This is a genomic window from Novosphingobium organovorum (genome assembly GCF_022832435.1).
Lineage (GTDB): Bacteria > Pseudomonadota > Alphaproteobacteria > Sphingomonadales > Sphingomonadaceae > Novosphingobium > Novosphingobium organovorum.
Genome location: NZ_JALHLF010000009.1, coordinates 18,297 through 39,033, shown reverse-complemented (window position 1 = coordinate 39,033; position 20,737 = coordinate 18,297). Strand labels below are relative to the sequence as shown.

The 20,737-nt window shown below is 66.8% G+C and carries 24 protein-coding genes and 1 pseudogene; 21 read left to right on the top strand and 4 right to left on the bottom strand.

All coding sequences use genetic code 11. From position 1 onward, the window contains the following. The first annotated feature begins 63 nt into the window (after positions 1–63). The 5 genes from MTR62_RS04395 to cowN all read left to right on the top strand — a co-directional run bounded on the left by MTR62_RS04395 (position 64) and on the right by cowN (position 2,622). Positions 64–690, top strand: a complete 627-nt coding sequence (locus MTR62_RS04395; protein WP_244017347.1) for a nitrogen fixation protein NifQ — start codon at positions 64–66, stop codon at positions 688–690. Then, positions 687–1,112, top strand: coding sequence for a group III truncated hemoglobin (locus MTR62_RS04390; RefSeq protein ID WP_244017345.1), 426 nt, complete (start codon positions 687–689; stop codon positions 1,110–1,112). Before MTR62_RS04395 ends, MTR62_RS04390 begins: the two co-directional genes overlap by 4 nt. Continuing rightward, positions 1,109–1,558, top strand: coding sequence for a Rieske (2Fe-2S) protein (locus MTR62_RS04385; RefSeq protein ID WP_244017343.1), 450 nt, complete (start codon positions 1,109–1,111; stop codon positions 1,556–1,558). Before MTR62_RS04390 ends, MTR62_RS04385 begins: the two co-directional genes overlap by 4 nt. Further along, positions 1,555–2,244: a Crp/Fnr family transcriptional regulator gene (locus MTR62_RS04380; protein ID WP_244017341.1), complete on the top strand. Its 690-nt coding sequence runs from the start codon at positions 1,555–1,557 to the stop codon at positions 2,242–2,244. Before MTR62_RS04385 ends, MTR62_RS04380 begins: the two co-directional genes overlap by 4 nt. A 102-nt stretch (positions 2,245–2,346) precedes the next feature. Then, on the top strand, positions 2,347–2,622 hold the full coding sequence (gene cowN, locus MTR62_RS04375) for a N(2)-fixation sustaining protein CowN (RefSeq protein ID WP_244017338.1): 276 nt from the start codon (positions 2,347–2,349) through the stop codon (positions 2,620–2,622). A 40-nt stretch (positions 2,623–2,662) separates the two neighbouring features. Here the strand turns inward: cowN and MTR62_RS04370 are convergent, their stop codons facing one another. Further along, positions 2,663–3,001 (bottom strand): hypothetical protein, encoded by a 339-nt coding sequence (locus MTR62_RS04370; RefSeq protein ID WP_244017336.1) that lies wholly within the window; start codon positions 2,999–3,001, stop codon positions 2,663–2,665. Between the two features lie 160 nt (positions 3,002–3,161). Here MTR62_RS04370 and MTR62_RS04365 point away from each other — a divergent pair, with 160 nt between their 5' ends. The 3 genes and pseudogenes from MTR62_RS04365 (at position 3,162) to MTR62_RS04355 (ending at position 4,101) form a co-directional block, all read left to right on the top strand. Further along, positions 3,162–3,350: a dTDP-4-dehydrorhamnose 3,5-epimerase family protein gene (locus tag MTR62_RS04365; protein ID WP_244017334.1), complete on the top strand. Its 189-nt coding sequence runs from the start codon at positions 3,162–3,164 to the stop codon at positions 3,348–3,350. 66 nt (positions 3,351–3,416) lie between these two features. Further along, positions 3,417–3,476 (top strand): annotated as a pseudogene (locus MTR62_RS21565) (hypothetical protein); the annotation flags it as partial. Next, positions 3,475–4,101 carry a glycosyltransferase family protein gene (locus MTR62_RS04355; protein ID WP_407672605.1) on the top strand — a complete coding sequence of 209 codons (627 nt, stop codon included), beginning with the start codon at positions 3,475–3,477 and terminating at the stop codon, positions 4,099–4,101. The pseudogene MTR62_RS21565 and the gene MTR62_RS04355, both read left to right, overlap by 2 nt. Here MTR62_RS04355 and MTR62_RS04350 read toward each other — a convergent pair. After that, positions 4,038–4,646, bottom strand: a complete 609-nt coding sequence (locus tag MTR62_RS04350; protein WP_244017330.1) for a hypothetical protein — start codon at positions 4,644–4,646, stop codon at positions 4,038–4,040. The two genes, MTR62_RS04355 and MTR62_RS04350, sit on opposite strands and share 64 nt — an antisense overlap. Before the next feature lie 279 nt (positions 4,647–4,925). Here MTR62_RS04350 and MTR62_RS04345 point away from each other — a divergent pair, with 279 nt between their 5' ends. The 12 genes from MTR62_RS04345 (at position 4,926) to MTR62_RS04290 (ending at position 17,323) form a co-directional block, all read left to right on the top strand. Further along, a complete protein-coding gene (locus MTR62_RS04345; RefSeq protein WP_244017328.1) occupies positions 4,926–5,246 on the top strand; it encodes a HesB/IscA family protein in 321 nt (106 codons plus the stop codon). Between the two features lie 13 nt (positions 5,247–5,259). Then, positions 5,260–6,180 carry a Fe-S cluster assembly protein NifU gene (nifU, locus tag MTR62_RS04340; RefSeq protein WP_244017326.1) on the top strand — a complete coding sequence of 307 codons (921 nt, stop codon included), beginning with the start codon at positions 5,260–5,262 and terminating at the stop codon, positions 6,178–6,180. 29 nt (positions 6,181–6,209) lie between these two features. After that, positions 6,210–7,430 carry a cysteine desulfurase NifS gene (gene nifS / locus MTR62_RS04335; RefSeq protein WP_244017324.1) on the top strand — a complete coding sequence of 407 codons (1,221 nt, stop codon included), beginning with the start codon at positions 6,210–6,212 and terminating at the stop codon, positions 7,428–7,430. Between the two features lie 49 nt (positions 7,431–7,479). Beyond that, positions 7,480–8,634, top strand: coding sequence for a homocitrate synthase (gene nifV / locus MTR62_RS04330; protein WP_244017321.1), 1,155 nt, complete (start codon positions 7,480–7,482; stop codon positions 8,632–8,634). 80 nt (positions 8,635–8,714) lie between these two features. Next, entirely contained in the window at positions 8,715–9,407 is a 693-nt protein-coding gene (cysE, locus tag MTR62_RS04325) for a serine O-acetyltransferase (protein WP_244017459.1), read from the top strand. After that, the gene (nifW, locus tag MTR62_RS04320) at positions 9,394–9,735 is read left to right on the top strand and encodes a nitrogenase stabilizing/protective protein NifW (protein WP_244017319.1); all 342 of its coding nucleotides are present in this window, start codon (positions 9,394–9,396) and stop codon (positions 9,733–9,735) included. Before cysE ends, nifW begins: the two co-directional genes overlap by 14 nt. Before the next feature lie 4 nt (positions 9,736–9,739). Next, positions 9,740–10,597 carry an electron transfer flavoprotein subunit beta/FixA family protein gene (locus tag MTR62_RS04315; protein WP_244017317.1) on the top strand — a complete coding sequence of 286 codons (858 nt, stop codon included), beginning with the start codon at positions 9,740–9,742 and terminating at the stop codon, positions 10,595–10,597. Positions 10,598–10,614: 17 nt separating this feature from the next. After that, positions 10,615–11,715, top strand: coding sequence for an electron transfer flavoprotein subunit alpha/FixB family protein (locus tag MTR62_RS04310; protein ID WP_244017315.1), 1,101 nt, complete (start codon positions 10,615–10,617; stop codon positions 11,713–11,715). A 14-nt stretch (positions 11,716–11,729) separates the two neighbouring features. Further along, positions 11,730–13,043, top strand: a complete 1,314-nt coding sequence (locus tag MTR62_RS04305; RefSeq protein WP_244017313.1) for an FAD-dependent oxidoreductase — start codon at positions 11,730–11,732, stop codon at positions 13,041–13,043. Between the two features lie 51 nt (positions 13,044–13,094). Beyond that, a complete protein-coding gene (locus MTR62_RS04300; protein WP_244017311.1) occupies positions 13,095–13,394 on the top strand; it encodes a ferredoxin family protein in 300 nt (99 codons plus the stop codon). Positions 13,395–13,656: 262 nt separating this feature from the next. Further along, a complete protein-coding gene (gene nifA, locus MTR62_RS04295) occupies positions 13,657–15,372 on the top strand; it encodes a nif-specific transcriptional activator NifA (protein WP_244017309.1) in 1,716 nt (571 codons plus the stop codon). 163 nt (positions 15,373–15,535) lie between these two features. Further along, entirely contained in the window at positions 15,536–17,323 is a 1,788-nt protein-coding gene (locus tag MTR62_RS04290) for a sensor domain-containing diguanylate cyclase (protein ID WP_244017307.1), read from the top strand. 12 nt (positions 17,324–17,335) lie between these two features. On the opposite strand, the gene MTR62_RS04285 is transcribed toward MTR62_RS04290, so the two are convergent. Together MTR62_RS04285 and MTR62_RS04280 are read right to left on the bottom strand one after the other, a co-directional pair. After that, entirely contained in the window at positions 17,336–18,682 is a 1,347-nt protein-coding gene (locus MTR62_RS04285) for a HAMP domain-containing sensor histidine kinase (protein WP_244017305.1), read from the bottom strand. Next, complete coding sequence (locus tag MTR62_RS04280; protein WP_244017303.1) at positions 18,679–19,395, bottom strand: response regulator transcription factor; 717 nt, start codon at positions 19,393–19,395, stop codon at positions 18,679–18,681. Before MTR62_RS04280 ends, MTR62_RS04285 begins: the two co-directional genes overlap by 4 nt. Positions 19,396–19,519: 124 nt before the next feature. On the opposite strand from MTR62_RS04280, the gene MTR62_RS04275 reads away from it, so the two are divergent. Continuing rightward, complete coding sequence (locus MTR62_RS04275; RefSeq protein ID WP_244017301.1) at positions 19,520–20,725, top strand: efflux RND transporter periplasmic adaptor subunit; 1,206 nt, start codon at positions 19,520–19,522, stop codon at positions 20,723–20,725. Positions 20,726–20,737: the final 12 nt, after the last annotated feature.

The following is a 20,737-nucleotide window of genomic DNA, read 5'->3' as shown; positions in this document are numbered from 1 at the left end:
AAGCGGGAGAGACCGAACGGAAAAAGGGGCGGCGACAGCCAAGGACACAGGAGGATAGCGAAGATGGGACGTGCCGAAGCCATTTATGCCGAGCTGCTCTGGCAAGGGGGGCGTGCGCGGATCGATCCGGTCGACGTGCATCTGGCCGCCTCGGTCCTTGCGCTGGCGTTCTACGAGGCCGAGGTTGAGGGCACCTCGCTCGCTGTGGCGACCGGGCTCGATGGCGAGGAACTGGGCGAGCTGTGCCGGATCGCCTTTCCCCAGGTCGTCCTGCCCGAAGCGGGCACGCCATGGGTCGGGCGCGAGGAGCAGGCGCTGCGTGACATTCTGTGGATGAACTGCGGAGCGGCTTCGGTGTTCGAACTGCTGATGGCGCGGCTCGTCGCGCGGCGCTGCCAGCGGCCCAACCACTTGTGGCAGGACCTTGGCTTTGCCAGCCGGAGCGAACTTTCGATGCTCATGCAGCTCCATTTTCCGCGCCTCGCGCTCAAGAATGCGAACGACATGAAGTGGAAGAAGTTCTTCTATCGCATGATGTGCTCGTCGGAGGGTTTCCGGCTCTGTTCGGTGCCGGTCTGCGCCGAGTGCGACGATTTTGATGCCTGCTTCGGGCCTGAGGACGGCGAGGCGCTGCTGGCCCGGATTGCCAATGGCAAGGCGCCCTCATCCGGCATGGCGGGGCACGCATGAGCGGGTGCGATATCGGCCCCGCGGTGGGCGAGGGCGAGATGGCCGAAATCGCGATCGACGCGATGGTCCGCCGGTTCTACGCGCTGTGCGACAAGGACGATCGGCTGGGCCCGATGTTTGCGCGGGTGATCCCCGATTTCGCCGAGCACTACGGCTTCGTGCGCGACTTCTGGTCGCACGCGCTGCTCGGCACCGATCGCTACCAGCGTGGGACCCCCTACAGCCACCATCTGACGCTCACCGTCGAGGAGGAGGACTTCACCCGCTGGATGCGCGCCTTTGTCCAGGCGGTCGAGGAAACGCTGCCTGAGCCGCTGGCGGCGAGCGCCCTCCAGCGCGCCCGGCACATGACCGCCAGCTTCAAGATGGGGATGTTGCCGCTGCCCAAGCCCGGCGCACCGGCGGCGCCCGCCGCGTCATGACCGCCGCGCCGCGCCAGGAGCCGTGCGGTGCTTCGCCTTTCGCGCTCTGTGCGGTGTCGGACATTCCCAATCGCCGCGCGGTGCCCTTCGTGCTCGCGCGGCGCGAGTTGGACGGCACGGTCGGTCCCTGGCCGATCTTCGTGCTGCGCTGGGGGCGCAACGTGCGCGCCTTCGAGAATCGCTGCCCGCACCAGAACACCAACCTCGACTGGGAGGAGGGCGAGTTCCTCGACGGTGAAGGCCTGCGCATCCAGTGCGGCAAGCACGGCGCGCTGTTCGACCTGGGCTCGGGCGAATGCGTGGCGGGGCCGTGCCTCGGGCAGGGGCTGGCGCCGATCGAGGTCGTGATCGATGCCGACGAGGACATCTGCATCTTTGCCGAGGGCCTTGTCGAGGATGACGATGTTGAGGAGGACGATTTCGACAGCGGTCAGGGGCTCGAGTGAGCCACGCTCCGCCGTCCTCGTCGTCGTCCCGTCCGGCGCACGGGCTGTCGCTTGCCGAACTGATCGAGGCTGAGGAGGGGCGCGGCCTGCTGGCCTGCTTTGCCGAGCGTGCGCTGGGCGAAGGCGCGCTGTTCGATCAGGCGGATCGCGACCAGATCCTGATCGTGCGGCGGGGGCGCCTGAGGGTCTACCTTGCCACGCACGAGCGCGAGCTGAGTCTTGCCTATCTGGCGCCGGGCGACGTCTTTTCCACCCACACCCGCGCGCAGATCGTGGCGCAGGAGGAGACCACGCTCCTGCTCGCCCCGCGCCGCGCGATCGAGCGCGAACTGGCCGCCTATCCCCCGCTTCAGGCGGCGGTGATCCGCGTGCTGGCGCGCACGCTGGGGCAAAGCATCACGCTGATCGAGGATCTGGCGTTCCATTCGGTGCGCGGGCGCATCGCGCGCTATCTCCTGCGCGGCCTGGCCCGGCGCGGCGAGGCGTGCGCCGTTGGCGCGCAGATCCGGCTCGAGCTGACCGTCGAGGAAATCGCCGCGCTGCTCGGCACCGCGCGCCAGACCGCCTCGAGCGAATTGAGCGCGATGATCCGCGAGGGCGCGATCGCGCGGCTCGGGCGAGGCAATCTGGTGGTGCTCGACCCGGCTGCCCTGCGCGCCTGGGCAGGCGAGCCGCAGTCCGGCTGAGGGCGCCGCGAGGGGCGGAAAAAACGCGCAATGTCAGCCGACTGACAGACACTCCTGGGGGACGTGGGTAGGGTGATTTCGCCAACCACGAAGGAGATGCGCATGGAGCCGGCTTACGACCGTTATCTTAGTTTCAAGGGCTGCGATTGGGAGGGGCGCTGCGCGCGTGTCTTCGCGGGCCTTGAACGCCATTTCGAACGCCAGACGAGCGCCTTCTGGCCCTACTTTCGCGAACAGCGCCGCCGCGCCCACGCGCAGGGGCTCGATGATCTGCGCGTGCTGCACAACTACGTTTCGACTCTGCGCGACCTGCTCGACGAGCTGGGCGACCGCGAAACGCTGGCCCTGCTTGAGGAGCTGGAAGAGACTTGCATGTAGGGGCTGCCCCACTTGAGCGTCCGGCGTCCGGCGTCGGGGTTCAGGCCGATGTGGCGTCGAAACCGAAGTCTTCGGGGGCGAAGGGGTGTTCGTGCAGGGCATGGCCGACCGGCTTGCGCTCCGCGTGCGCCATGCGCACGTGGAGCGCCCGTTTCATCCGGGCCTCGGCAAGGTGCACGTCGCGGTGCACCGCGTGGTGGAATGCGCCGGGCAGCGTTTGGTAGAAGCCCCAGGAGCCCACACCGATCATACCCCACAGGGCAAGAGTGGGCAGGACGATCCATGTGAGATCGGGCCGCTTGCGATTGGGCCTCTTGCGATTGGGTTGGGACCGCGGCGTCGTGCCGGGCGAAGAGGGGGCAGGGGTACGTGTGGTCATCGCGCTCTTTGCCTTGCGCCAGCCTTCCTGAACGCGTGCTGAAAGGAGAGCCGGACTGGCCGTCGCGCTCCCGCGCCTTCATCGGCCAGACAACTCGACGGCCAGACGGGGAGGGGCGGGTTGGGGAGAAAGCCTGCGGCAAACGGTCTAATGACCCCCGATGGAGGTTTTCCCCTTCGAATTGCCGGGTGTCCTGCTGCTAACGCCGCGTCGTATCGGCGATCATCGCGGCTACTTCGCGGAAACGTTCCGGCTCGATCGCTTCAAGCAGAGCTGTGGCCGCGTCGATTTCGTGCAGGGCTGCTGTTCGCTGGAGGACCTGCCCGCCTATTTTCAGTGGAACAACTAATACCAACCTGCAGTGATCCGTGTCGCCTGGGTCTACAGCCCGTTCGGGCGCAACTTCGTCAAGACCATGCTGAACCTCGCGCGTGAGCATGACACGATACGCTTCGTGGCGGACCGGATCGGAAATCCGACCAGCGCACTGGACATCGCCGACGGGCTGCTCACGCGCGCCCCGCGATCTGCCCGCGTTCCGCTATCTGCGGGGCGAGGGGGAGCAATGGGGTCTGTCGATCACCTATGCCGAGCAGCCCCGTCTGGAGGGGCTGGCCCGGGCCTATGTGATCTGGGCCGATTTCGTCGGCTCGCCGCCCTCCGCGCGGGTCTTCGCCTACCACGCCAACGATCCCGAACGCTATGGCGTGGTCTCCTTCGATGCCGGCGAGTTCGTCCGCGTGCGCGAGACGCGGCAGAGTTTCAAGGTTGCCAGCCTGAGGAAATCGCCTTTCAGCAGGGCTTTACCGGGACTGTCGAACTGGAGCGGGCGAGTGATCGGCTGGGTTAGTCCGATTAAGCGGGGTATCTCAGGCGCCTGCTCGAAAGCGGACGCACCCGTTCCTGCGCATCGGCGCTTTCGTGCGCGAGGACGGCCCGCTCCGGCCTGCCATGGTCGACACACGCCTGCGGCGCCGCAAGCCGGGCTTGCGGCGCCGCAGGCGTATGCGCCGGGGGGCGGGGCAGATCGGAGGCGTCAGACCGGGCGGTTCTCGTTGCGGTTGCGCACCGGTTCCATCGCGGCCACGCCTTCCTCGTAGGTGATCGCCGGATAGTCCATTTTCGTCGCGGCGAGCTGGTCGAGCACGTATTCGAGCTTCTGCGCCCCGTTCATCTTCTTCACGTCGTTCTTCTCGACGCTGGCGAGTTCGAGCGCTTCCTTCCACACGGTCGATTCGTCGAGCGGCAGGATTCGCGCAAGCGCGCCCGAGGGCAGCGCCACGGTGTAGCTCTTGAGGAAATCGATGTTGTTGACGAAGAAGACATACGTGCCCTCGGGCACGAAGTAGCCGCCGAGAATGTCGGCGGTGTCCTTGAGCCATTCGAAGCTGTGCAGATAGCCTGCAAGCGCCGGGATCGTGCCCTTCGCGGCATCGGCGACGGCGAGCACCTGTTCGAGCGAATAGGCCGGCGGGCGCGCCTCGTCGGCGACCTGATCCTGGAAGGCAAGCGCGATGTCACCGCGAAAGCCGAAGGTGCCCTCGCGCGGGAGGGGCTCCTTGAGCACGGCGTTGTGCAGGCGGTGCTGGTCGGCCAGCGCGCCGAACGGGGTATCGGAAAGGGTAACGGCCGTAAGGGTCGACATGAAAGGGCTCCTTTGCGGGTGGCGCGCGCGGCATGGGCCGCGCGTCCGGGCGCTCATGCAGGAACCGGGCCGTTTGGGCCGGACGCGGCCGAGCGCGGGGCTGGCCCGTGACTTTGTGTGCAACGCAACACGCGCGCTGTCCGGAATGTGACGAAAGCGACATCCAGCGTGTCGCGCGGCGACGAGGTGCGCACGGCGATCGGCGCAAATTCGGGATTTGGCACAATTGGCACGCGGCTTGCTGAACCCCTCTTCGCAAACCCTGTGAGGAGATGACCCGTGATCGTCCTGACCGACAGCGCCGTAGAGGCCGTCCGCAGTGCCATGACCAAGGCCGAAAGCGCGCCCGCGGGTCTGCGCATCCAGGTCGAGGCGGGCGGGTGCGCGGGCTACAAGTACATGATGGGCCTGGTCGCCGCGCCCGAAGCGGGCGACGCGGTGGTCGAGAACGAGGACGTGCGCGTCTTCATCGACCCGGTCAGCCAGCCGCTGCTTGCAGGAACCACGATCGACTTCGTGGTGGCGCTCGAGGGATCGGGCTTCACCTTCGAAAATCCGAACGCAACCAACAGCTGCTCGTGCGGCAAGTCATTCGGTTGAGGGAGACCGGCACATGTGGGAATACAGCGAGAAGGTCAAAGACTACTTCTTCAACCCCAAGAACAGCGGGGTGCTGGAGGACGCTGACGGTGTCGGCGATGTCGGCGCGATCAGTTGCGGCGATGCGCTGCGCCTGATGATCAAGGTCGATCCGGTCACCCAGATCATCACCGACGCGAAGTTCCAGACCTTCGGCTGCGGCTCGGCTATCGCCAGCTCCTCGGCGCTGACCGAACTCATCATCGGCAAGACGATCGAGGAGGCGATGCAGATCTCCAACCAGGATATCGCCGATTTCCTTGGCGGCCTGCCGCCCGAGAAGATGCACTGCTCGGTCATGGGCTTTGAGGCGCTTCAGGCGGCGGTGGCCAACTACCGCGGCGAGGAATGGGTCGACGATCACGAGGAAGGCGCGCTGATCTGCAAGTGCTTCGGTGTCGATGAAGGCATGATCGAGCGGACCATCCGCTCCAACGCGCTGACCCGCGTCGAGGACATCACCAACTTCACCAAGGCGGGCGGTGGCTGCTCGACCTGCGCCGAAGGCATCGAGGCGGTGCTCGAACGCGTCAACCAGGAGATGGTCGAGGAAGGCCTGCTCGCGGCTGACGAGGCGTTCGTGCCCGGTGCGGTGCCGGTGCTGGCCAAGCCGAAGAAAATCGTGCGCGCCGAGCCCGAAACCAAGGCCCCGCTCACCACGCTGCGCAAGATCCGGTTGATCGAGGAGACGATCGAGGCGATCCGCCCCTCGCTCCAGCGCGATGGCGGCGACTGCGAGCTGGTCGATGTCGAAGGCAACCGGGTGATCGTCAAGCTCACCGGAGCCTGCGTCGGCTGCCACCTGTCGGGCGCGACGATCGAGGGCGTCCAGGCGAAACTCGTCGAAGCCGTCGGCGTGCCGCTGCTCGTAATCCCCGCCGCCCCCGTTCACTGACCGAACCCCGAAGCGAAGGAGCCCCCGCCATGGCCAACGATCCGGTCTATCTCGACAACAACGCCACCACCCGCTGCGACCCGCGCGTGGTTTCCGCGATGCTGCCCTACTTTTCCGAACAGTTCGGCAACGCCTCCTCGATGCACGCCTTCGGCTCGGAAGTGGGCGGGGCGTTGGCCAGGGCGCGCAAGCAGCTCCAGACGCTGCTCGGCGCCGCGTTCGACCACGAGATCGTCTATACCTCGGGCGGCACCGAGGCGGACAACATGGCGATCCTCTCCGCGCTCGACACCCAGCGCGGGCGTGACGAGGTGATTACCTCGGCGGTCGAGCATCCCGCCGTGCTCAGCCTCGTCGCCCATCTCGAAAAGACCGGCGCGGCCAAGGTCCACATCATTCCGGTCGACGCCAAGGGCCGGCTCGACATGGAAGCCTACCGCAAGGCGCTCGGCCCCAGGACCGCGATCGTCTCGATCATGTGGGCCAACAACGAGACCGGCACGATCTTCCCGGTCGAAAAGCTTGCCGAGATGGCCCACGAGGCGGGCGCGCTGTTCCACACCGATGCGGTGCAGGCGGTCGGCAAGATCCCGATGGATCTCAAGGAGACCGGGATCGATATGCTTTCGCTCTCGGGCCACAAACTGCACGGCCCCAAGGGCATCGGCGCGCTCTACGTGCGCAAGGGCGTGCGGCTGCGGGCGCTGATCCGCGGCGGCCACCAGGAGCGCGGCCGGCGGGCGGGCACCGAGAACGCGCCGGGCATCATCGGGCTGGGCATGGCCGCGGAACTCGCCGCCGAGCACATGCACGAGGAACAGACCCGCGTGGCGGCCCTGCGCGACCGGCTCGAGGCCGGGCTGCTCGCTTCGATCAGCCATTCCTTCACCACCGGCGATCCGCAAACGCGCCTGCCCAACACCGCCAACGTCGCGTTCGAATATATCGAGGGTGAGGCGATCCTGCTGCTGATGAACCGTGAGGGGATCGCGGCGAGTTCGGGTTCGGCCTGCACCTCGGGTTCGCTCGAACCCAGCCATGTGCTGCGCGCGATGAACGTGCCCTACACCGCCGCCCACGGCGCGATCCGCTTTTCGTTCAGCCGCGAGAACACCGAGGCCGACGTCGACCGCGTGCTCGAGGTCATGCCCCAGATCATCGCCCGGCTGCGCGAGATGAGCCCGTTCTGGCAGGCCAGAGACGGCGATGGGCGCGAAACGGAAGGGGCGTTCAACCCGACTTACGCCTGATCGCGCCGCCTGAAACCCATTCGAGACAACCCCAAGGAGCTTGTGTGCCATGACCGGTTTTCTGCCCAATGTCCCGCCTGTCGTCGTCAATGACAGCACTCTGCGCGACGGCGAGCAGTCTCCGGGCGTGGCCTTCAGCTTTACCGAAAAGCTGGCCATCGCCGCCGCGCTCGAAGCGGCTGGGGTCGACGAGATCGAGGCGGGCACCCCGGCGATGGGGCCGGAGGATGTCGAGGTCATGGCCGCGATGGTGGCCGAGGCAAGGACCGCGCAGATCATCCCCTGGTGCCGCGCGACACGCGCCGACGTTGATGCCGCCGCGCGCACGGGGGTGAGCCGGGTGCATCTTTCGGTGCCGGTTTCAGACCGCCAGATCCGCGCCAAGTTCGGCACCGGGCGCGCCGACGTGCTGGCCCGAATCGAGGAAGTGGTGGGCTACGCGCTCGACCGGGGCCTGCGCGTCTCGATCGGGGGCGAGGATGCCAGCCGCGCCGATCCCGATTTTCTGAAGCGCGTCGTCGTGGCGATCGAGGAGGCGGGCGGGCACCGCTTCCGCTACGCCGATACGCTGGGCGTGCTCGATCCCTTCGGCACCTACGAGGTGTTCCGCGAGCTGGCGCGCGAGACCGACATTGAGCTGGAATTCCATGGCCACGACGATCTGGGGTTGGCCACCGCCAACACCCTGGCCGCGGTGCGCGGCGGGGCGAGCCATGTCTCGGTCTGCGTGCTGGGCCTCGGCGAGCGGGCGGGCAACGCCCCGCTCGAGGAAGTGGTGACGGCGCTGGGCGAAACGCTCGGGCGCACCACGCGGATCGATTTCCTCCAGCTCGCCGCACTGGCCGAGACCGTTGCGCGCGCCGCAGGGCGCCCGATCCCCGAGAACAAGCCGATCGTCGGTTCGATGGTGTTCACCCACGAAAGCGGCATCCATGTTTCGGGCCTGCTGCGCGACGCGCAGACCTACGAGGCGCTCGACCCGGCGCGCTTCGGGCGCGAGCGGCGGATCATGCTGGGGCGCCACTCGGGTCGCGCGGCGATCACCTCCAGCCTGCGCTCGATTGGCCTTGAGGCCGACCAGCAGCGGCTGGAAAAGATCCTCGCCGACGTGCGGGCTAAGGCGCTGGTCACCAAGAAAGGCGTCGAGCTTGCCGATCTGGCGCTGATCTACTGCCAGAGCGCGATGGCCGAACAGGCGCTGTGAGGAGCAAGGCGATGCCTTTTTCGACGCTCATGGATCAGGTCGCGCCCAAGGCGCCGCGGCGGCCGCTCTCGCTTCTCGCGATGCTGCGCGAGGATGTGGCCTGCGTCGCCGCGCGCGATCCGGCGGCCAACGGCACGCTGGAAGTGCTGATGACCTATCCGGGCGTCCACGCGATCATCTGGCATCGCCTGGCCAACCGGCTGTGGCGCGCGCGGCTGCGCTTTGCGGCGCGTTTCCTGTCGTGGTTCGCGCGCGCTGTGACCCATGTCGACATCCACCCTGCCGCGACCATCGGGCGCCGCTTCTTCATCGATCACGGCGCGGGCGTGGTGATCGGCGAGACCGCCGAGATCGGCGACGACGTCACGCTCTACCACGGGGTGACGCTGGGCGGCACGAGCTGGGCGCCGGGCAAGCGGCATCCCACGCTCGAGGATGGCGTGCTGGTGGGCTGCGGGGCCAAGATCCTGGGGCCGATTACCGTGGGCAAGGGCGCGCGGATCGGGGCCAACAGCGTGGTCGTCGATGCGGTGCCGCCGATGATGACCGTGGTCGGCATTCCGGGGCGCATCGTGCGCGCGCCTGCCGAACGGCGCCGCGTGTCGGGGCGGATCGATCTTGACCACCATCTCATGCCCGATCCCGTCGGCGAAGCGATTTGCGAATTGCTCGACCGGATCGATTTTCTCGAGGCGCGGCTCGCCCATCGCGACGGGCGTGCGCCACACTGTCCTGACTTCATACCGGAGGAGGCCGTTCATGAGCCTGCTTGACGATCTCCAGCAGCTGTCGAGCGCGGAGGAATTCTTCGATCTTCTGGGCGTCGAATACGCGCCGCAGGTGGTCCACGTCGCGCGGCTGCACATCCTGCGCCGCATGGGCCAGTACTTGCGCGGAAGCGAGGTCGAGGGCGCGCTCGAACGCGCCGACGAAGCGGCGCTGCGCGACCTGTGCCGCACTCATCTGGCGCAGGCCTACGCCGACTTCGTGGCCTCCTCGCCGATCGAGGAGCGCCTGTTCAAGGTCCACCAGGACGCGATCGCGCCCAAACCCGAACCCAATCGGCCTTTCGTGCCGCTCGACGCCCTGACAGGAGGCTGAACCCATGCATATCGTGGTGTGCATCAAGCAGGTGCCCGACAGCGCGCAGATCCGTGTCCACCCGGTCACGAACACGATCATGCGCCAGGGCGTGCCGACCATCATCAACCCATACGATCTCTTCGCGCTCGAAGAGGCGCTGCGGCTCAAGGATCGCTTCGGGGCCAGCGTCACCGCGCTGTGCATGGGCCCGCCGACGGCCTCGGAATCGCTGCGCAAGGCGCTCACTTTCGGCGCGGACCGCGCGGTGCTGCTGACCGACCGCTATTTCGCCGGGTCCGACACGCTGGCGACGAGCTACGCGCTGTCGATGGCGCTGACCAGGATCGGCGCGGACTACGGCACGCCCGAAATCGTGTTTACCGGCAAGCAGACCATCGACGGCGACACCGCGCAGGTCGGGCCGGGGATCGCCAGCCGGTTGGGCCTCAACCAGCTCACCTACATCTCGCGCATCGTCGAGACCGACCTTGATGCCGGGCGCATCACGGTCGAACGGCGCGCCGAGACGGGAACGCAGGTGCTCGAAACCCGGCTTCCGGTGCTCGTCACCATGCTCGAGGCGACCAACACCATGCGGCGCGGCACAGTCGAGCAGGCGCTGAGCGCCGCGCGCGCCGAAATCGTCACCTGGAACGCGGCCGACGTCGGCATCGAGGACCTGACCAAGTGCGGGCTGCGCGGTTCGCCCACGATCGTCAAGAAGGTCTTCGCGCCCACCGCGCGCACCGACAAGGCCGAGATCGTCAGCAACGAAGGCAGCGCCGAAACCCGCGCCAACGCGCTGATCGATGCGCTGTTCGCCAGGGCTCCGGGCGTCGAGGATGATCTCTACGCGCGCGCTGTCCACCACTACGTCTGAGAGAAGGAGCCGGATCGATGGCTGAAGAGACCAGGCCCGCTCCCGCCAGGGCTGGCGGCCGGGCCAACACCAAGAAGGAACTGCCCGAGCACTTCAAGGCGTACAAGCACGTCTGGGTCGCGGTCGAGATCGAGCATGGCGAGGTCCATTCGGTCTCCTTCGAACTGCTCGGCGAAGGGCGCAAGCTCGCTGACAAGCGCGGCGTCGAACTGGCCGCGGTGGTCATGGGCGATGATCGCGAGGCGCTCGGCGCGGCGGCCAGCGCCTGCTTCGAATACGGCGCGGACTGCGTCTACATCGCCTGCGATCCGGCGCTGCGCCACTACCGCAACGAGACCTCGACGCGGGTGCTGACCGATCTGGTCAACACCTACCAGCCCGAGATCCTGCTGCTGGGCGCCACTAACCTCGGACGCGATCTGGCGGGGTCGGTCGCCACCACGCTCAAGACCGGGCTGACCGCGGATTCGACCGAGCTGGCGATCGACGAGGAAGGCTCGCTCGCCGCGACCCGCCCGACCTTTGGCGGATCGCTGCTGTGCACGATCTTCACCCTCAATTTCCGCCCGCAGATGGCGACCGTGCGCCCGCGCGTGATGGCCATGCCCGAACGCTGCGAAGGCCGGACGGGGCGCATCGTCGAATTCGCGCCGCAGATCGTCGAGGAGGAGGTGGTCACCAAGGTGCTTTCCTTCATCGCCGATCGCGACAGCGACAAGGCCGCGCTGCCCTATGCCGATGTCGTCGTCGCAGGCGGGCTGGGGCTGGGATCGGCGGAGAATTTCCGGCTCGTGCGTGAGCTCGCCGAAGTGCTCGGCGCCGAATACGGCGGGTCACGCCCGCTGGTCCAGAAGGGATGGATCACCGCTGACCGCCAGATCGGGCAGACCGGCAAGACGATCCGGCCCAAGCTCTACATTGCGGCCGGAATCTCGGGCGCGATCCAGCACCGGGTGGGTGTGGAAGGGGCGGATGTGATCGTCGCGATCAACACCGATCCCGCCGCGCCGATCTTCGAATTCGCGCACCTTGGCATCGTTGCCGATGCGGTGACCTTGCTGCCGGCGCTGACCCAGGCCTTCGCCCGGCGCCTTCGCGTCAACAAGATGGCGAGCTGAAAGGGAGAGGAACGATGGCAAACGTCGAGGACAAGTTCGATGCGATCGTGGTGGGGGCGGGGCCTTCGGGCAACGCGGCGGCCTACACCATGGCGAGGGAAGGGCTCAACGTGCTCCAGATCGAGCGCGGCGAATACGCGGGCTCGAAGAACGTGCAGGGCGCGATCCTCTACGCCGACGCGCTGGAGAAGATCATTCCCGAATTCCGTGACGAGGCCCCGCTCGAACGCCACGTGATCGAGCAGCGCATGTGGACGATGGACGATACCTCGCACACCGGCATGCACTACCGTTCGAGCGACTTCAACGAAGCCAAGCCCAACCGCTACACGATCCTGCGCGCGCAGTTCGACAAGTGGTTTTCCAGCAAGGTCAAGGAAGCGGGCGCGCTGGTGCTGTGCGAGACGACCGTGACCGAACTGGTCAAGGACCTGACCGGCACGGTCATCGGCGTGCGCACCGACCGGCAGGGCAATCCGATCTACGCCGATGTCGTGGTGCTGGCCGAAGGGGTCAACGGCCTCGTCGGTCAGCGCTCGGGCCTGCGCGAGGAAGTCGCGGCGGACAGCGTGGCGCTGGCGGTCAAGGAAATGCACTTCCTCCCGCGCGAGACGATCGAGGCGCGCTTCAACCTCAAGGGCAACGAGGGCGTGGTGATCGAGGCCATGGGCACGATCACCAAAGGCATGACCGGGACCGGGTTTCTCTACACCAACGAGGAATCGATCTCGGTCGGCATCGGCTGCATCGTGTCCGATTTCGCGCAGTCGCAGGTATCCCCGAGCGAACTGCTCGAAGCGTTCAAGGCGCACCCCTCGATCGCGCCGCTGATCGAAGGCGCCGAAGTCAAGGAATACGCCGCGCACCTCATTCCCGAAGGCGGCTACAAGGCGATCCCGCAGCTCACCGGGGAGGGCTGGATCGTGGTCGGCGATGCGGGGCAGTTCGTCAACGCGGTGCACCGCGAAGGTTCCAACCTGGCGATGACCACCGGGCGTCTTGCGGCCGAGACGGTCGTCCGCCTCCATCGCCTGGGCGAGGAGATGAGCGCGCGTAACCTCAAGGACTACGAAACGCGCCTCGAAGCCTCCTTCGTGATGAAGGATCTCAAGAAATACAAGGGCATCCCGGCCCTACTGCACCGCAACAAGGGAACCTTCTTCGGCGCTTACCCGCGGCTCATCAGCCAGGCCATGCAGACCTGGTTCCGGGTCGACGGGGTGGACAAGAAGAGCAAGGAGCAGGCGATCCTGCGCAATTTTCGCCAGACGCGCACCTTGCGCGGCCTGATCGGCGATGCCTGGAGTGTCGCGCGCGCCTGGCGCTGAGCGGCCTGACAATCCGAGGGGGCAAGACCCCCTTACGAGAGGAGAAGCACGATGACGGATGTTGCCACGGCCCCCAAGGTCGAGGAAAAGCTGTTCCAGAACCGCTACCTGGTCGATGCGGGCAAGCCGCATATCAAGGTGCGCGCGCACGAAGTTCCTTCGGCCGGTCTGCTGTCGATGACGAAACTGTGCCCGGCGGGCTGCTATGCGCTGACCGAAAGCGGTCAGGTCGAAGTCGCCGCCGATGGATGCCTGGAGTGCGGTACTTGCCGGATCATGACCAAGACTACCGGTGAAATCGAGTGGAACTATCCGCGCGGGGGCTTTGGCGTCCTGTACAAGTTTGGTTAAAGTTCGCAAAGCTCGTGACCGGACAATGGCCCAGGACAAAGGGAGAGGTTTTCGACGTAATTCTCTTGTCGAATCGCGATGGATTTGAGACCTTCGAAGCTTGCCACGGCACGAGGCCCGATGTTGCAAAACGGCCCGGCCGTCCATGGAAATTGGAGAGGGATGCGCTGACGGCAGAAAGGCTTCCGTCATGGGCTCCAGTGTTTCGCCCGCACCATCCGTTGCCGAGCCCTTGCCCGAAGCGCACGAGAGGGTTCGCCGCGTGAGCAGTTACAGCCGCGGTCCCAGCCAGACACGCGCCGACATTGCGCTGCGCGGCGTCTACGAGATTTCCAAGGTGCTCGCCGTTCCCGGCCGGCTCGAGATCACGCTCAACAACGTGCTGACGCTGCTGTCGAGCTTTCTCGACATGCGCCACGGTCTGGTCACGCTGATCGACGAGGCGGGCGATCCCACTAGCGTCGTGGGCATCGGCTGGAGCGAGGATCGCGCGCGGGCCTGGATGGGGCGCCAGCCGCAACGCGCGGTGGACCAGATCTGTGTCACCGGAATGCCCGTGGTGGTGCCCAACATGCAGTCGAGTGCGCTGTTTCCCGACTGGTCGTTCGATGGGGCCTTGCCCCGCGACGCGCGCGTGTCGTTCATCGGGGTGCCGATCAAGGATCGCATGAAAGTGGTGGGAACGCTCACCATCGAACAGATCTGGGACGAGACGACGACCTACCACGCGGCCGACGAGGACGTGCGCTTCCTGACCATGGTGGCCAACCTGATCGGCCAGACGATCCGCCTGCTCAAGCTGGTCCAGCGCGATCGTGAACGGCTGATGGACCAGCAGCGCCTGCTCGAAAAGGGACTTTCGGAGCGCAATCTGGCCGAAAGGGGCCCGGACGGGATCGAGCCGTCCATTCCGGCGCGCAAGGGCGATGCCGGGAAGGGCGGGATCGTCGGCACCAGCCCGGCGCTGCGCCAGGCCTTGCAGCAGATCCGCCGTGTCGCGCGCAGCCATTCGGCGGTGCTCCTGCGCGGGGAATCGGGCACGGGCAAGGAGCTTTTCGCCCGCGCCACGCACGATTTCAGCCCGCGCGCCAAGAAGGCCTTCATCAAGCTCAATTGCGCGGCCTTGCCCGAATCCGTGCTGGAATCCGAACTGTTCGGGCACGAGAAGGGAGCCTTCACCGGCGCCGTCGCGCAGCGCAAGGGGCGCTTCGAACTCGCCGATGGCGGGACCCTGTTCCTCGACGAGATCGGCGACACCTCGCCCGCGTTCCAGGTCAAGCTCCTGCGCGTGCTGCAGGAGGGCGAGTTCGAGCGGGTAGGCGGCAACCAGACGATCAAGGTCGACGTTCGGCTGGTCTGCGCGACCAACCGCAATCTGGAGGAGGCGGTCGCCAAGGGCGAATTCCGCGCCGATCTCTATTACCGCATCAACGTCGTTTCGGTGCGGCTGCCCGCGCTGCGTGACCGGCGCGAGGACATTCCCCAGCTTGCGCGCGAGTTTCTGCGCCGCTTCGACCGCGAGCATCACACCGAACACGAACTAAGCCCCTCGGCGATCCGCGTGCTCGAAAGCTGCTATTTTCCGGGCAACGTGCGCGAATTGGAGAATTGCATCCGGCGCACGGCCACGCTCTCGCTCGAGGATCGCATCGGCGAGCACGATTTCGCCTGCCGCAACGATGAGTGCCTGTCGGCCACGCTGTGGAAGACGGCGGTGTCCGATCCCTTCCCGATCATCCAGCCACGCGCCCGTGCGTTTGTCGACGATGATCCGGCCGGGGAGCGTCCCGCCATTCCCTTGCGCGACACCGATCGGGAAAGCCCGGTCGACAACGTCAAGGTGAGCCGGGGCGAGCTGCTCGAGGCGCTGGAATCCTCGGGCTGGGTACAGGCCAAGGCCGCGCGCCTGCTCGGCCTCTCGCCCCGCCAGATCGGTTACGCGATCCGCAAATACGATATCCAGGTCCGCAAGTTCTAGGCGCCCGGCCAGTGGTGGGCGTGCTCGTGTAGCATACGCCCGCAGGCCTGGGGGCAGGGGGTGGCGGCGATGCGCCGCGTGCAAGCGTGATTAAAAAAAGTTACCGTAAACCCCTCGGTCTATACACTCTGTCAACCATCGCTGGGGCATTAGATCTGCGATGGTGGATATAGGTGCAGAGTCCCGGACTGCGCTGGAACGGCGCGTCGATGCCGCAGTCGTTGCGGCTGTCGGGTATTTTCTGCTGGCGATGCTTGCCATCCAGTTAACCGCAACCGGTTACGATCACGCCACGATCTGGCCCGCCGACGCCGTTATCCTGGTCCTGCTGCTGCGCGAGCCGCGATCGAGCTGGGGCTGGGTGATCGGTGCGGGGTGGGTGGCGAACCTGGCGGCCAACGCGCTCGCACGGGGGTGGTCGCCGGTCCTGCTTGCCTATGGCGGCATCAACATGGCGCAGACGGCGCTCGCGGCCTGGCTGTTCCTGCGCCAGGCCCGCGCGCACGATGTGTTTTTCGATAACCGCTCGATCATGCGCTTTGCGCTTTACGCCGGGGTTGTCGCCCCGGCCATCGGCGCGCTGTGCGGATCGCTCATTACCTGGGGCGCCTTTGGCGAACCGTTCGCCAGCTCGTTCGTGCGCTGGTATCTCAGCAACGGGCTGGGCCTTGTCGTGCTCACGCCGTTCATCGGTGCGCTGCTCGATGGCAGCTATCGCAACTGGTTACGCTTCTCGAGCGGCCGCGAAGTGCTCGAGGCTTCGGCCATCTACGCGGCGCTGGCCGGGATCACGCTCGCGGTGTTCCTCCAGCCGCACCTGCCGCTGCTGTTCCTGCCGGTGTGTCTGGTCGTGCTGGTGGCGCTCCGGCTGGGTCGGCTGGGGACCAAGCTGGGGGTGATGATCGTCGCGCTGATCGGGTTGGGCGCCACGATCACCGGTTCGGGGCCGGTCGCCGCCGAGCCCGATTCCCCCGAATTCCAGGCGCTGTTCTTCCAGTCCTACCTGGGCGTGCTGCTGCTTACCTGCCTGCCGATCGCGACCATCGTATCCTCGCGCAAGACCCTGATCCTGCGCCTGGCCGAGCGCGAGGAGGCGTTGCGCCAGATTCTTGAATGCACGCCCAACGGCTGTCTGGGCTTCGATGCGGGTGGGGCGTGCAAGTGGTCGGTCGGTCCGATTCGGGCACTGCTGGGCCTTTCGTCCGAGGAGATGATCGGGCGCACCAGCGAATCGGTCTCGCTCCAGGTCCACGAAATCGTCGAGGAGCTGTTCCGGGCGAGCCGCAAGGCGGGCGTGGCAGGCGATGCGCTGGCGACGCGGGTGATCGAATTTTCGCCCGTGCGCCGGCCACACCTGACGCTCGAAGGAACGATCGGCATCCTGCGTCAGGGCGCTGCGCTGTCGGGCGTGGTGATTACCCTGCGCGACGTGACCGAGCGGCGGGCGGGCGAACTGGCGCTGCTGGCGCGCTCGGAGGCCGACGACCTGACCGGACTTTGCAACCGCGAGAGTTTCCGTTCCCATCTGCGCTCGGCGGCCAAGGACCTGTCGCGTCCGATCTCGCTCGCGCTGATCGACATAGACCGCTTCCATCGCATCAATGCCAGCCATGGCCACGCGATCGGCGATGCGGTGCTGTTCGAGGTGGCGCGCCGGATCAAGCGCTCGGCGCGCGATACCGATGTCGTGGCGCGGCTGGGGGGGGATGATTTCGCGCTCATCCTGCGGTGCGACCTGTTGACCGCGCGCGGGGTGTGCGAGCGATTGACCGAGGCCGTGCGCCAGAGCGCGGTCTATAACGGCGAGGCGATTTCGGTGATTGCCTCGGTCAGCTGCGGCGTGGCGCAGCTGCGCCATGGCATGAGCGTCGAGGACGCCTCGGCCGCAGCCCATGCGGCCTTGCAGGACATGAAACAGTCGGGCTGCAACGGCGTGCGCGTCGCCGCCTGAGGCGCGGCGGCCTCAGCGTTCGGGGGCGATCGATTCGGTCGGGATTTCCATTTCCACGCGCAGTCCGCCTTGCGCGCGGTTGCTGGCGCGGATCGTGCCGCGGTGGACGCGAACCGCGCGCGAGGCGATCGCCAGCCCGAGGCCGAAGCTGCGGCCATCGTTGCTTTCGCGCACGAAAGGCTGAAACATGGTCGCGACCATTGCCTCGGGAATGCCGGGGCCTTCGTCCTCGATCACGATGGTCAGCGCCTGCGGCTGGCTTGCCGTGCGTTCGGCGCGGGTGACGCGAACCTGAATCCGGCCCGCGCGGGGCGAGAAGCGCAGCGCGTTGCGCAGCACGTTCTCGATCGCACGGCGCATGAGTTCGGAATTGCCGCGCACCAGCGGGCGATCCTGCCCGCTCGCCTCGTGGCTGGTGCCCGAAACGCTGAGGGCGATCGACACCGCTTCGGGCTGGGCTTCGTAGCGCACGTCGGAAACGACGCTCTGGGTGACCCCGGCGAGATCGAAATAGTCCTCTCCGGGTGAACCGTCGTTCTCGGCGCGGGCGAGCGTGAGCAGTTCGCCCACCAGCGTGTCGAGCCGGCTCACTTCGTGTTCGACCCGTTCGAGCGCCTGCCCCGTGCGCTGCGGGGCGCGTTCGGCAAGCGCCAGGGCGAGCTGGATACGCGCCAGGGGCGAGCGCAGTTCGTGGCTGACGTCGTGCAGCAGGCGGTCGCGGGCCTCGACGAGCTGTTCGACTTGCGCGGCCATGCGGTCGAAATCGCTCGACAGGTCGGCGATCTCGTCGCGCCGCTTGCCGATGCGCGGAGAGAGACGGATGGCAAGGTCGCCGCGGGCGAGCTGCTCGAACCCGCGCCGCAGGTGGGTGATCGGCGAGGTCAGGTACCAGGCCAGCAGGCTGGCGAAGACGAGCCCCGCGCCGAAGCCCAGCAGGAGGACGATCGGGGGCATGTTGAGAATGCGCACGGGGCGCGTGTCGGGATAGGAAAAACGCAGTATCCGGGTGACCCCTTGCGGGTCGGTGACGGCGCGGTCGATCACCCCGGTCTGCGCGGGCACGGCGGGCTTGATCCAGCCTGCGGTCGCGGCGGGGCGGGCGGGCAGCAGGGCGAGGCGGCGGCGCTGGGCTTCGGGCAGCGTGGCTTCAAAGGCGCCGAGTTCGGCCAGTCCGCCGCGGTGCAGCGCCTGCGCCGCTGCGGCGCAGAGCACCGGGCCGGTCTCGTCGCGCAGGAAGAAGGCGGGCACATCGTCCTTGTCCTGGGTCAGCGTGATGAGCAGCCACAGCCCTTGCGTGATCGCCAGGTACGTGCACAGGAACGCGAGCAGGATCTTCCAGAACAGGCGGCGGCGGATCATGCCAGGCTCAACCGGTAGCCGACGCCGCGCACCGTTTCGATACCGGCCACCCCGGCCGTGCTCGCCTCCAGCTTGAGCCTGAGGTTCGAGACGTGGACGTCGACGCTGCGGTCGTAGGACTGGCGGGCCCGGCCCAACCCGCGCAGCGACAGCTCGTCCTTGGTCGACACCGCCTCTCCGGCGCGGGCGAGCAGGACCAGGATGTTGAATTCCGAAGGGGTCAGCTCGATCGGCCGCCCGCCCCACAAGGCGCGGCGTTCGGGCACCTGGATTTCGAGCGCACCCACGCTCACCACGCGCGGCGAAGGCGGCGCACCGCCCGAAGGCTGGACCTGGCGGCGCAGGATCGCGCGCAGGCGCGCCACAAGCTCGCGCGGGTAACAGGGCTTGGAGACGTAATCGTCCGCGCCCAGTTCGAGCCCGATGACCCGGTCGATCTCGTCGCCGCGCGCGGTCAGCATGAGCACGGGGACGTCGCTTTCCTCGCGCAGCTGGCGCAGGACCTCGATGCCGCTGATGCCCGGCAGCATGATGTCGAGCACCACCACGTCGTGCACGTCTTCGAGCGCGCGGGCGATCCCCTCGGCCCCGGTGTGCACGCTGTCTACGCGAAAGCCTTCGCTTTCCAGATATTCGCCCAGCAGCGCGGCCAGGTCGACGTCGTCGTCGATCAGCAGGATGCGTTTGGCCGCTTCGTTGGTTGCCTCGTTCACACAGCGCAGATGCCTCATCTTGGAAACCTTGTCAGGAACTCGCGATCGGTCTTTACGGAAACTTTACAGTGCGCTTTCGAACTTTTTACCCCTCTTCGCGTGCGAAGGCTCCATAGCTGCTGCCATGTTCAAATCCCGTCGCATCCTGATTGTCGGCGCCGTTATCGGCGTTCTGGTCCTGGCCCTGGTCGCGTGGAAGGTGTTCTTCTCCACCCCCGACGGGCCCGACGTGGCGACCGCCAAGGTCGCGCGCGGCGATATCGAGAAGACGGTCGAGGCGACCGGCACGCTCGAACCCAAGGAGCTGATCAGCGTCGGCGCGCAGGTGTCGGGCCGGGTCGAAAAGCTCAATGTGGAAATCGGCGATACGGTCAAGGCCGGCGACCTGATCGCCGAGATCGACGCGCGCACGCAGGAAAACACGCTCAAGACCGCGCAGGCCGAGGTCGCCAACCTCAAGGCACAGCTCGCCAGCCAGGGCGCGACGCTGGCCCAGACCAAGCTCGCCTTCGCGCGCCAGAAGGCGCTGGGGGCGGGCGAGGCGACCTCGCAGGCCGATTTCGAAAGCGCGCGGGCCAACTACCAGGCGGCCGAAGCGACCTACAAGGCGCTGCAGGCGCAGGTTTCGGCGGCGAGCGTCGATGTCGAGACCGCGCAGGTCAACCTGGGCTACACCAAGATCACCGCGCCGATGGATGGGGTGATCGTGGCGATCGTCAACAAGCAGGGCGTGACCGTCAACGCCAACCAGTCCACGCCGACCATCGTCGTGCTGGCCAAGCTCGACGTGATCACTGTCAAGACCGAGGTGTCGGAGGCCGACATCGTTAACGTCAAGGCGGGGCAGTCGGCCTATTTCACGATCCTGGGCGATCCCGACAAGCGCTACAACGGCACGCTGCGACTGATCGAACCGGCGCCCGAATCGATCGTCGATGAGGTTGACTCCAGCTCCTCGTCGAGCTCCTCGTCCTCGTCCTCCTCGGACGATGCGATCTACTACAACGCGCTGTTCGACGTGACCAACACCGACCAGCGGCTGCGCGCGCTGATGACCGCCAAGGTCACCATCCTGCTCGACAGCCGCAAGAACGTGCTGACCATTCCGGCCTCGGCGCTCGGGACCCGCAACAGCGACGGCACCTACACGGTCCAGATCCTGGGCGAGGACAAGCAGATCACCAAGCGCAAGGTGAAGATCGGCCTCAACAACAACGTCACCGCCGAGGTGCTTTCCGGGGTCAAGGAAGGCGAGGCCGTGGTGGTCAGCGAGGCGAGCGCTTCCGACTCCTCATCGAGTGGCCGGATGGGCGGACCGCCGCCGTTCTGAGCGGGGACAGGC

Excerpts from the sequence above, each read along its gene's own strand:
- MTR62_RS04395 (WP_244017347.1), top strand. The coding sequence starts at position 64 with ATGGGACGTGCCGAAGCCATTTATGCCGAGCTGCTCTGGCAAGGGGGG.
- MTR62_RS04390 (WP_244017345.1), top strand. The coding sequence starts at position 687 with ATGAGCGGGTGCGATATCGGCCCCGCGGTGGGCGAGGGCGAGATGGCC.
- MTR62_RS04385 (WP_244017343.1), top strand. The coding sequence starts at position 1,109 with ATGACCGCCGCGCCGCGCCAGGAGCCGTGCGGTGCTTCGCCTTTCGCG.
- cowN (WP_244017338.1), top strand. The coding sequence starts at position 2,347 with ATGGAGCCGGCTTACGACCGTTATCTTAGTTTCAAGGGCTGCGATTGG.
- MTR62_RS04370 (WP_244017336.1), bottom strand. The coding sequence starts at position 3,001 with ATGACCACACGTACCCCTGCCCCCTCTTCGCCCGGCACGACGCCGCGG.
- MTR62_RS04365 (WP_244017334.1), top strand. The coding sequence starts at position 3,162 with ATGGAGGTTTTCCCCTTCGAATTGCCGGGTGTCCTGCTGCTAACGCCG.
- MTR62_RS04350 (WP_244017330.1), bottom strand. The coding sequence starts at position 4,646 with ATGTCGACCCTTACGGCCGTTACCCTTTCCGATACCCCGTTCGGCGCG.
- nifU (WP_244017326.1), top strand. The coding sequence starts at position 5,260 with ATGTGGGAATACAGCGAGAAGGTCAAAGACTACTTCTTCAACCCCAAG.
- nifS (WP_244017324.1), top strand. The coding sequence starts at position 6,210 with ATGGCCAACGATCCGGTCTATCTCGACAACAACGCCACCACCCGCTGC.
- nifV (WP_244017321.1), top strand. The coding sequence starts at position 7,480 with ATGACCGGTTTTCTGCCCAATGTCCCGCCTGTCGTCGTCAATGACAGC.
- cysE (WP_244017459.1), top strand. The coding sequence starts at position 8,715 with ATGCTGCGCGAGGATGTGGCCTGCGTCGCCGCGCGCGATCCGGCGGCC.
- nifW (WP_244017319.1), top strand. The coding sequence starts at position 9,394 with ATGAGCCTGCTTGACGATCTCCAGCAGCTGTCGAGCGCGGAGGAATTC.
- MTR62_RS04315 (WP_244017317.1), top strand. The coding sequence starts at position 9,740 with ATGCATATCGTGGTGTGCATCAAGCAGGTGCCCGACAGCGCGCAGATC.
- MTR62_RS04310 (WP_244017315.1), top strand. The coding sequence starts at position 10,615 with ATGGCTGAAGAGACCAGGCCCGCTCCCGCCAGGGCTGGCGGCCGGGCC.
- MTR62_RS04305 (WP_244017313.1), top strand. The coding sequence starts at position 11,730 with ATGGCAAACGTCGAGGACAAGTTCGATGCGATCGTGGTGGGGGCGGGG.
- MTR62_RS04300 (WP_244017311.1), top strand. The coding sequence starts at position 13,095 with ATGACGGATGTTGCCACGGCCCCCAAGGTCGAGGAAAAGCTGTTCCAG.
- MTR62_RS04285 (WP_244017305.1), bottom strand. The coding sequence starts at position 18,682 with ATGATCCGCCGCCGCCTGTTCTGGAAGATCCTGCTCGCGTTCCTGTGC.
- MTR62_RS04275 (WP_244017301.1), top strand. The coding sequence starts at position 19,520 with ATGTTCAAATCCCGTCGCATCCTGATTGTCGGCGCCGTTATCGGCGTT.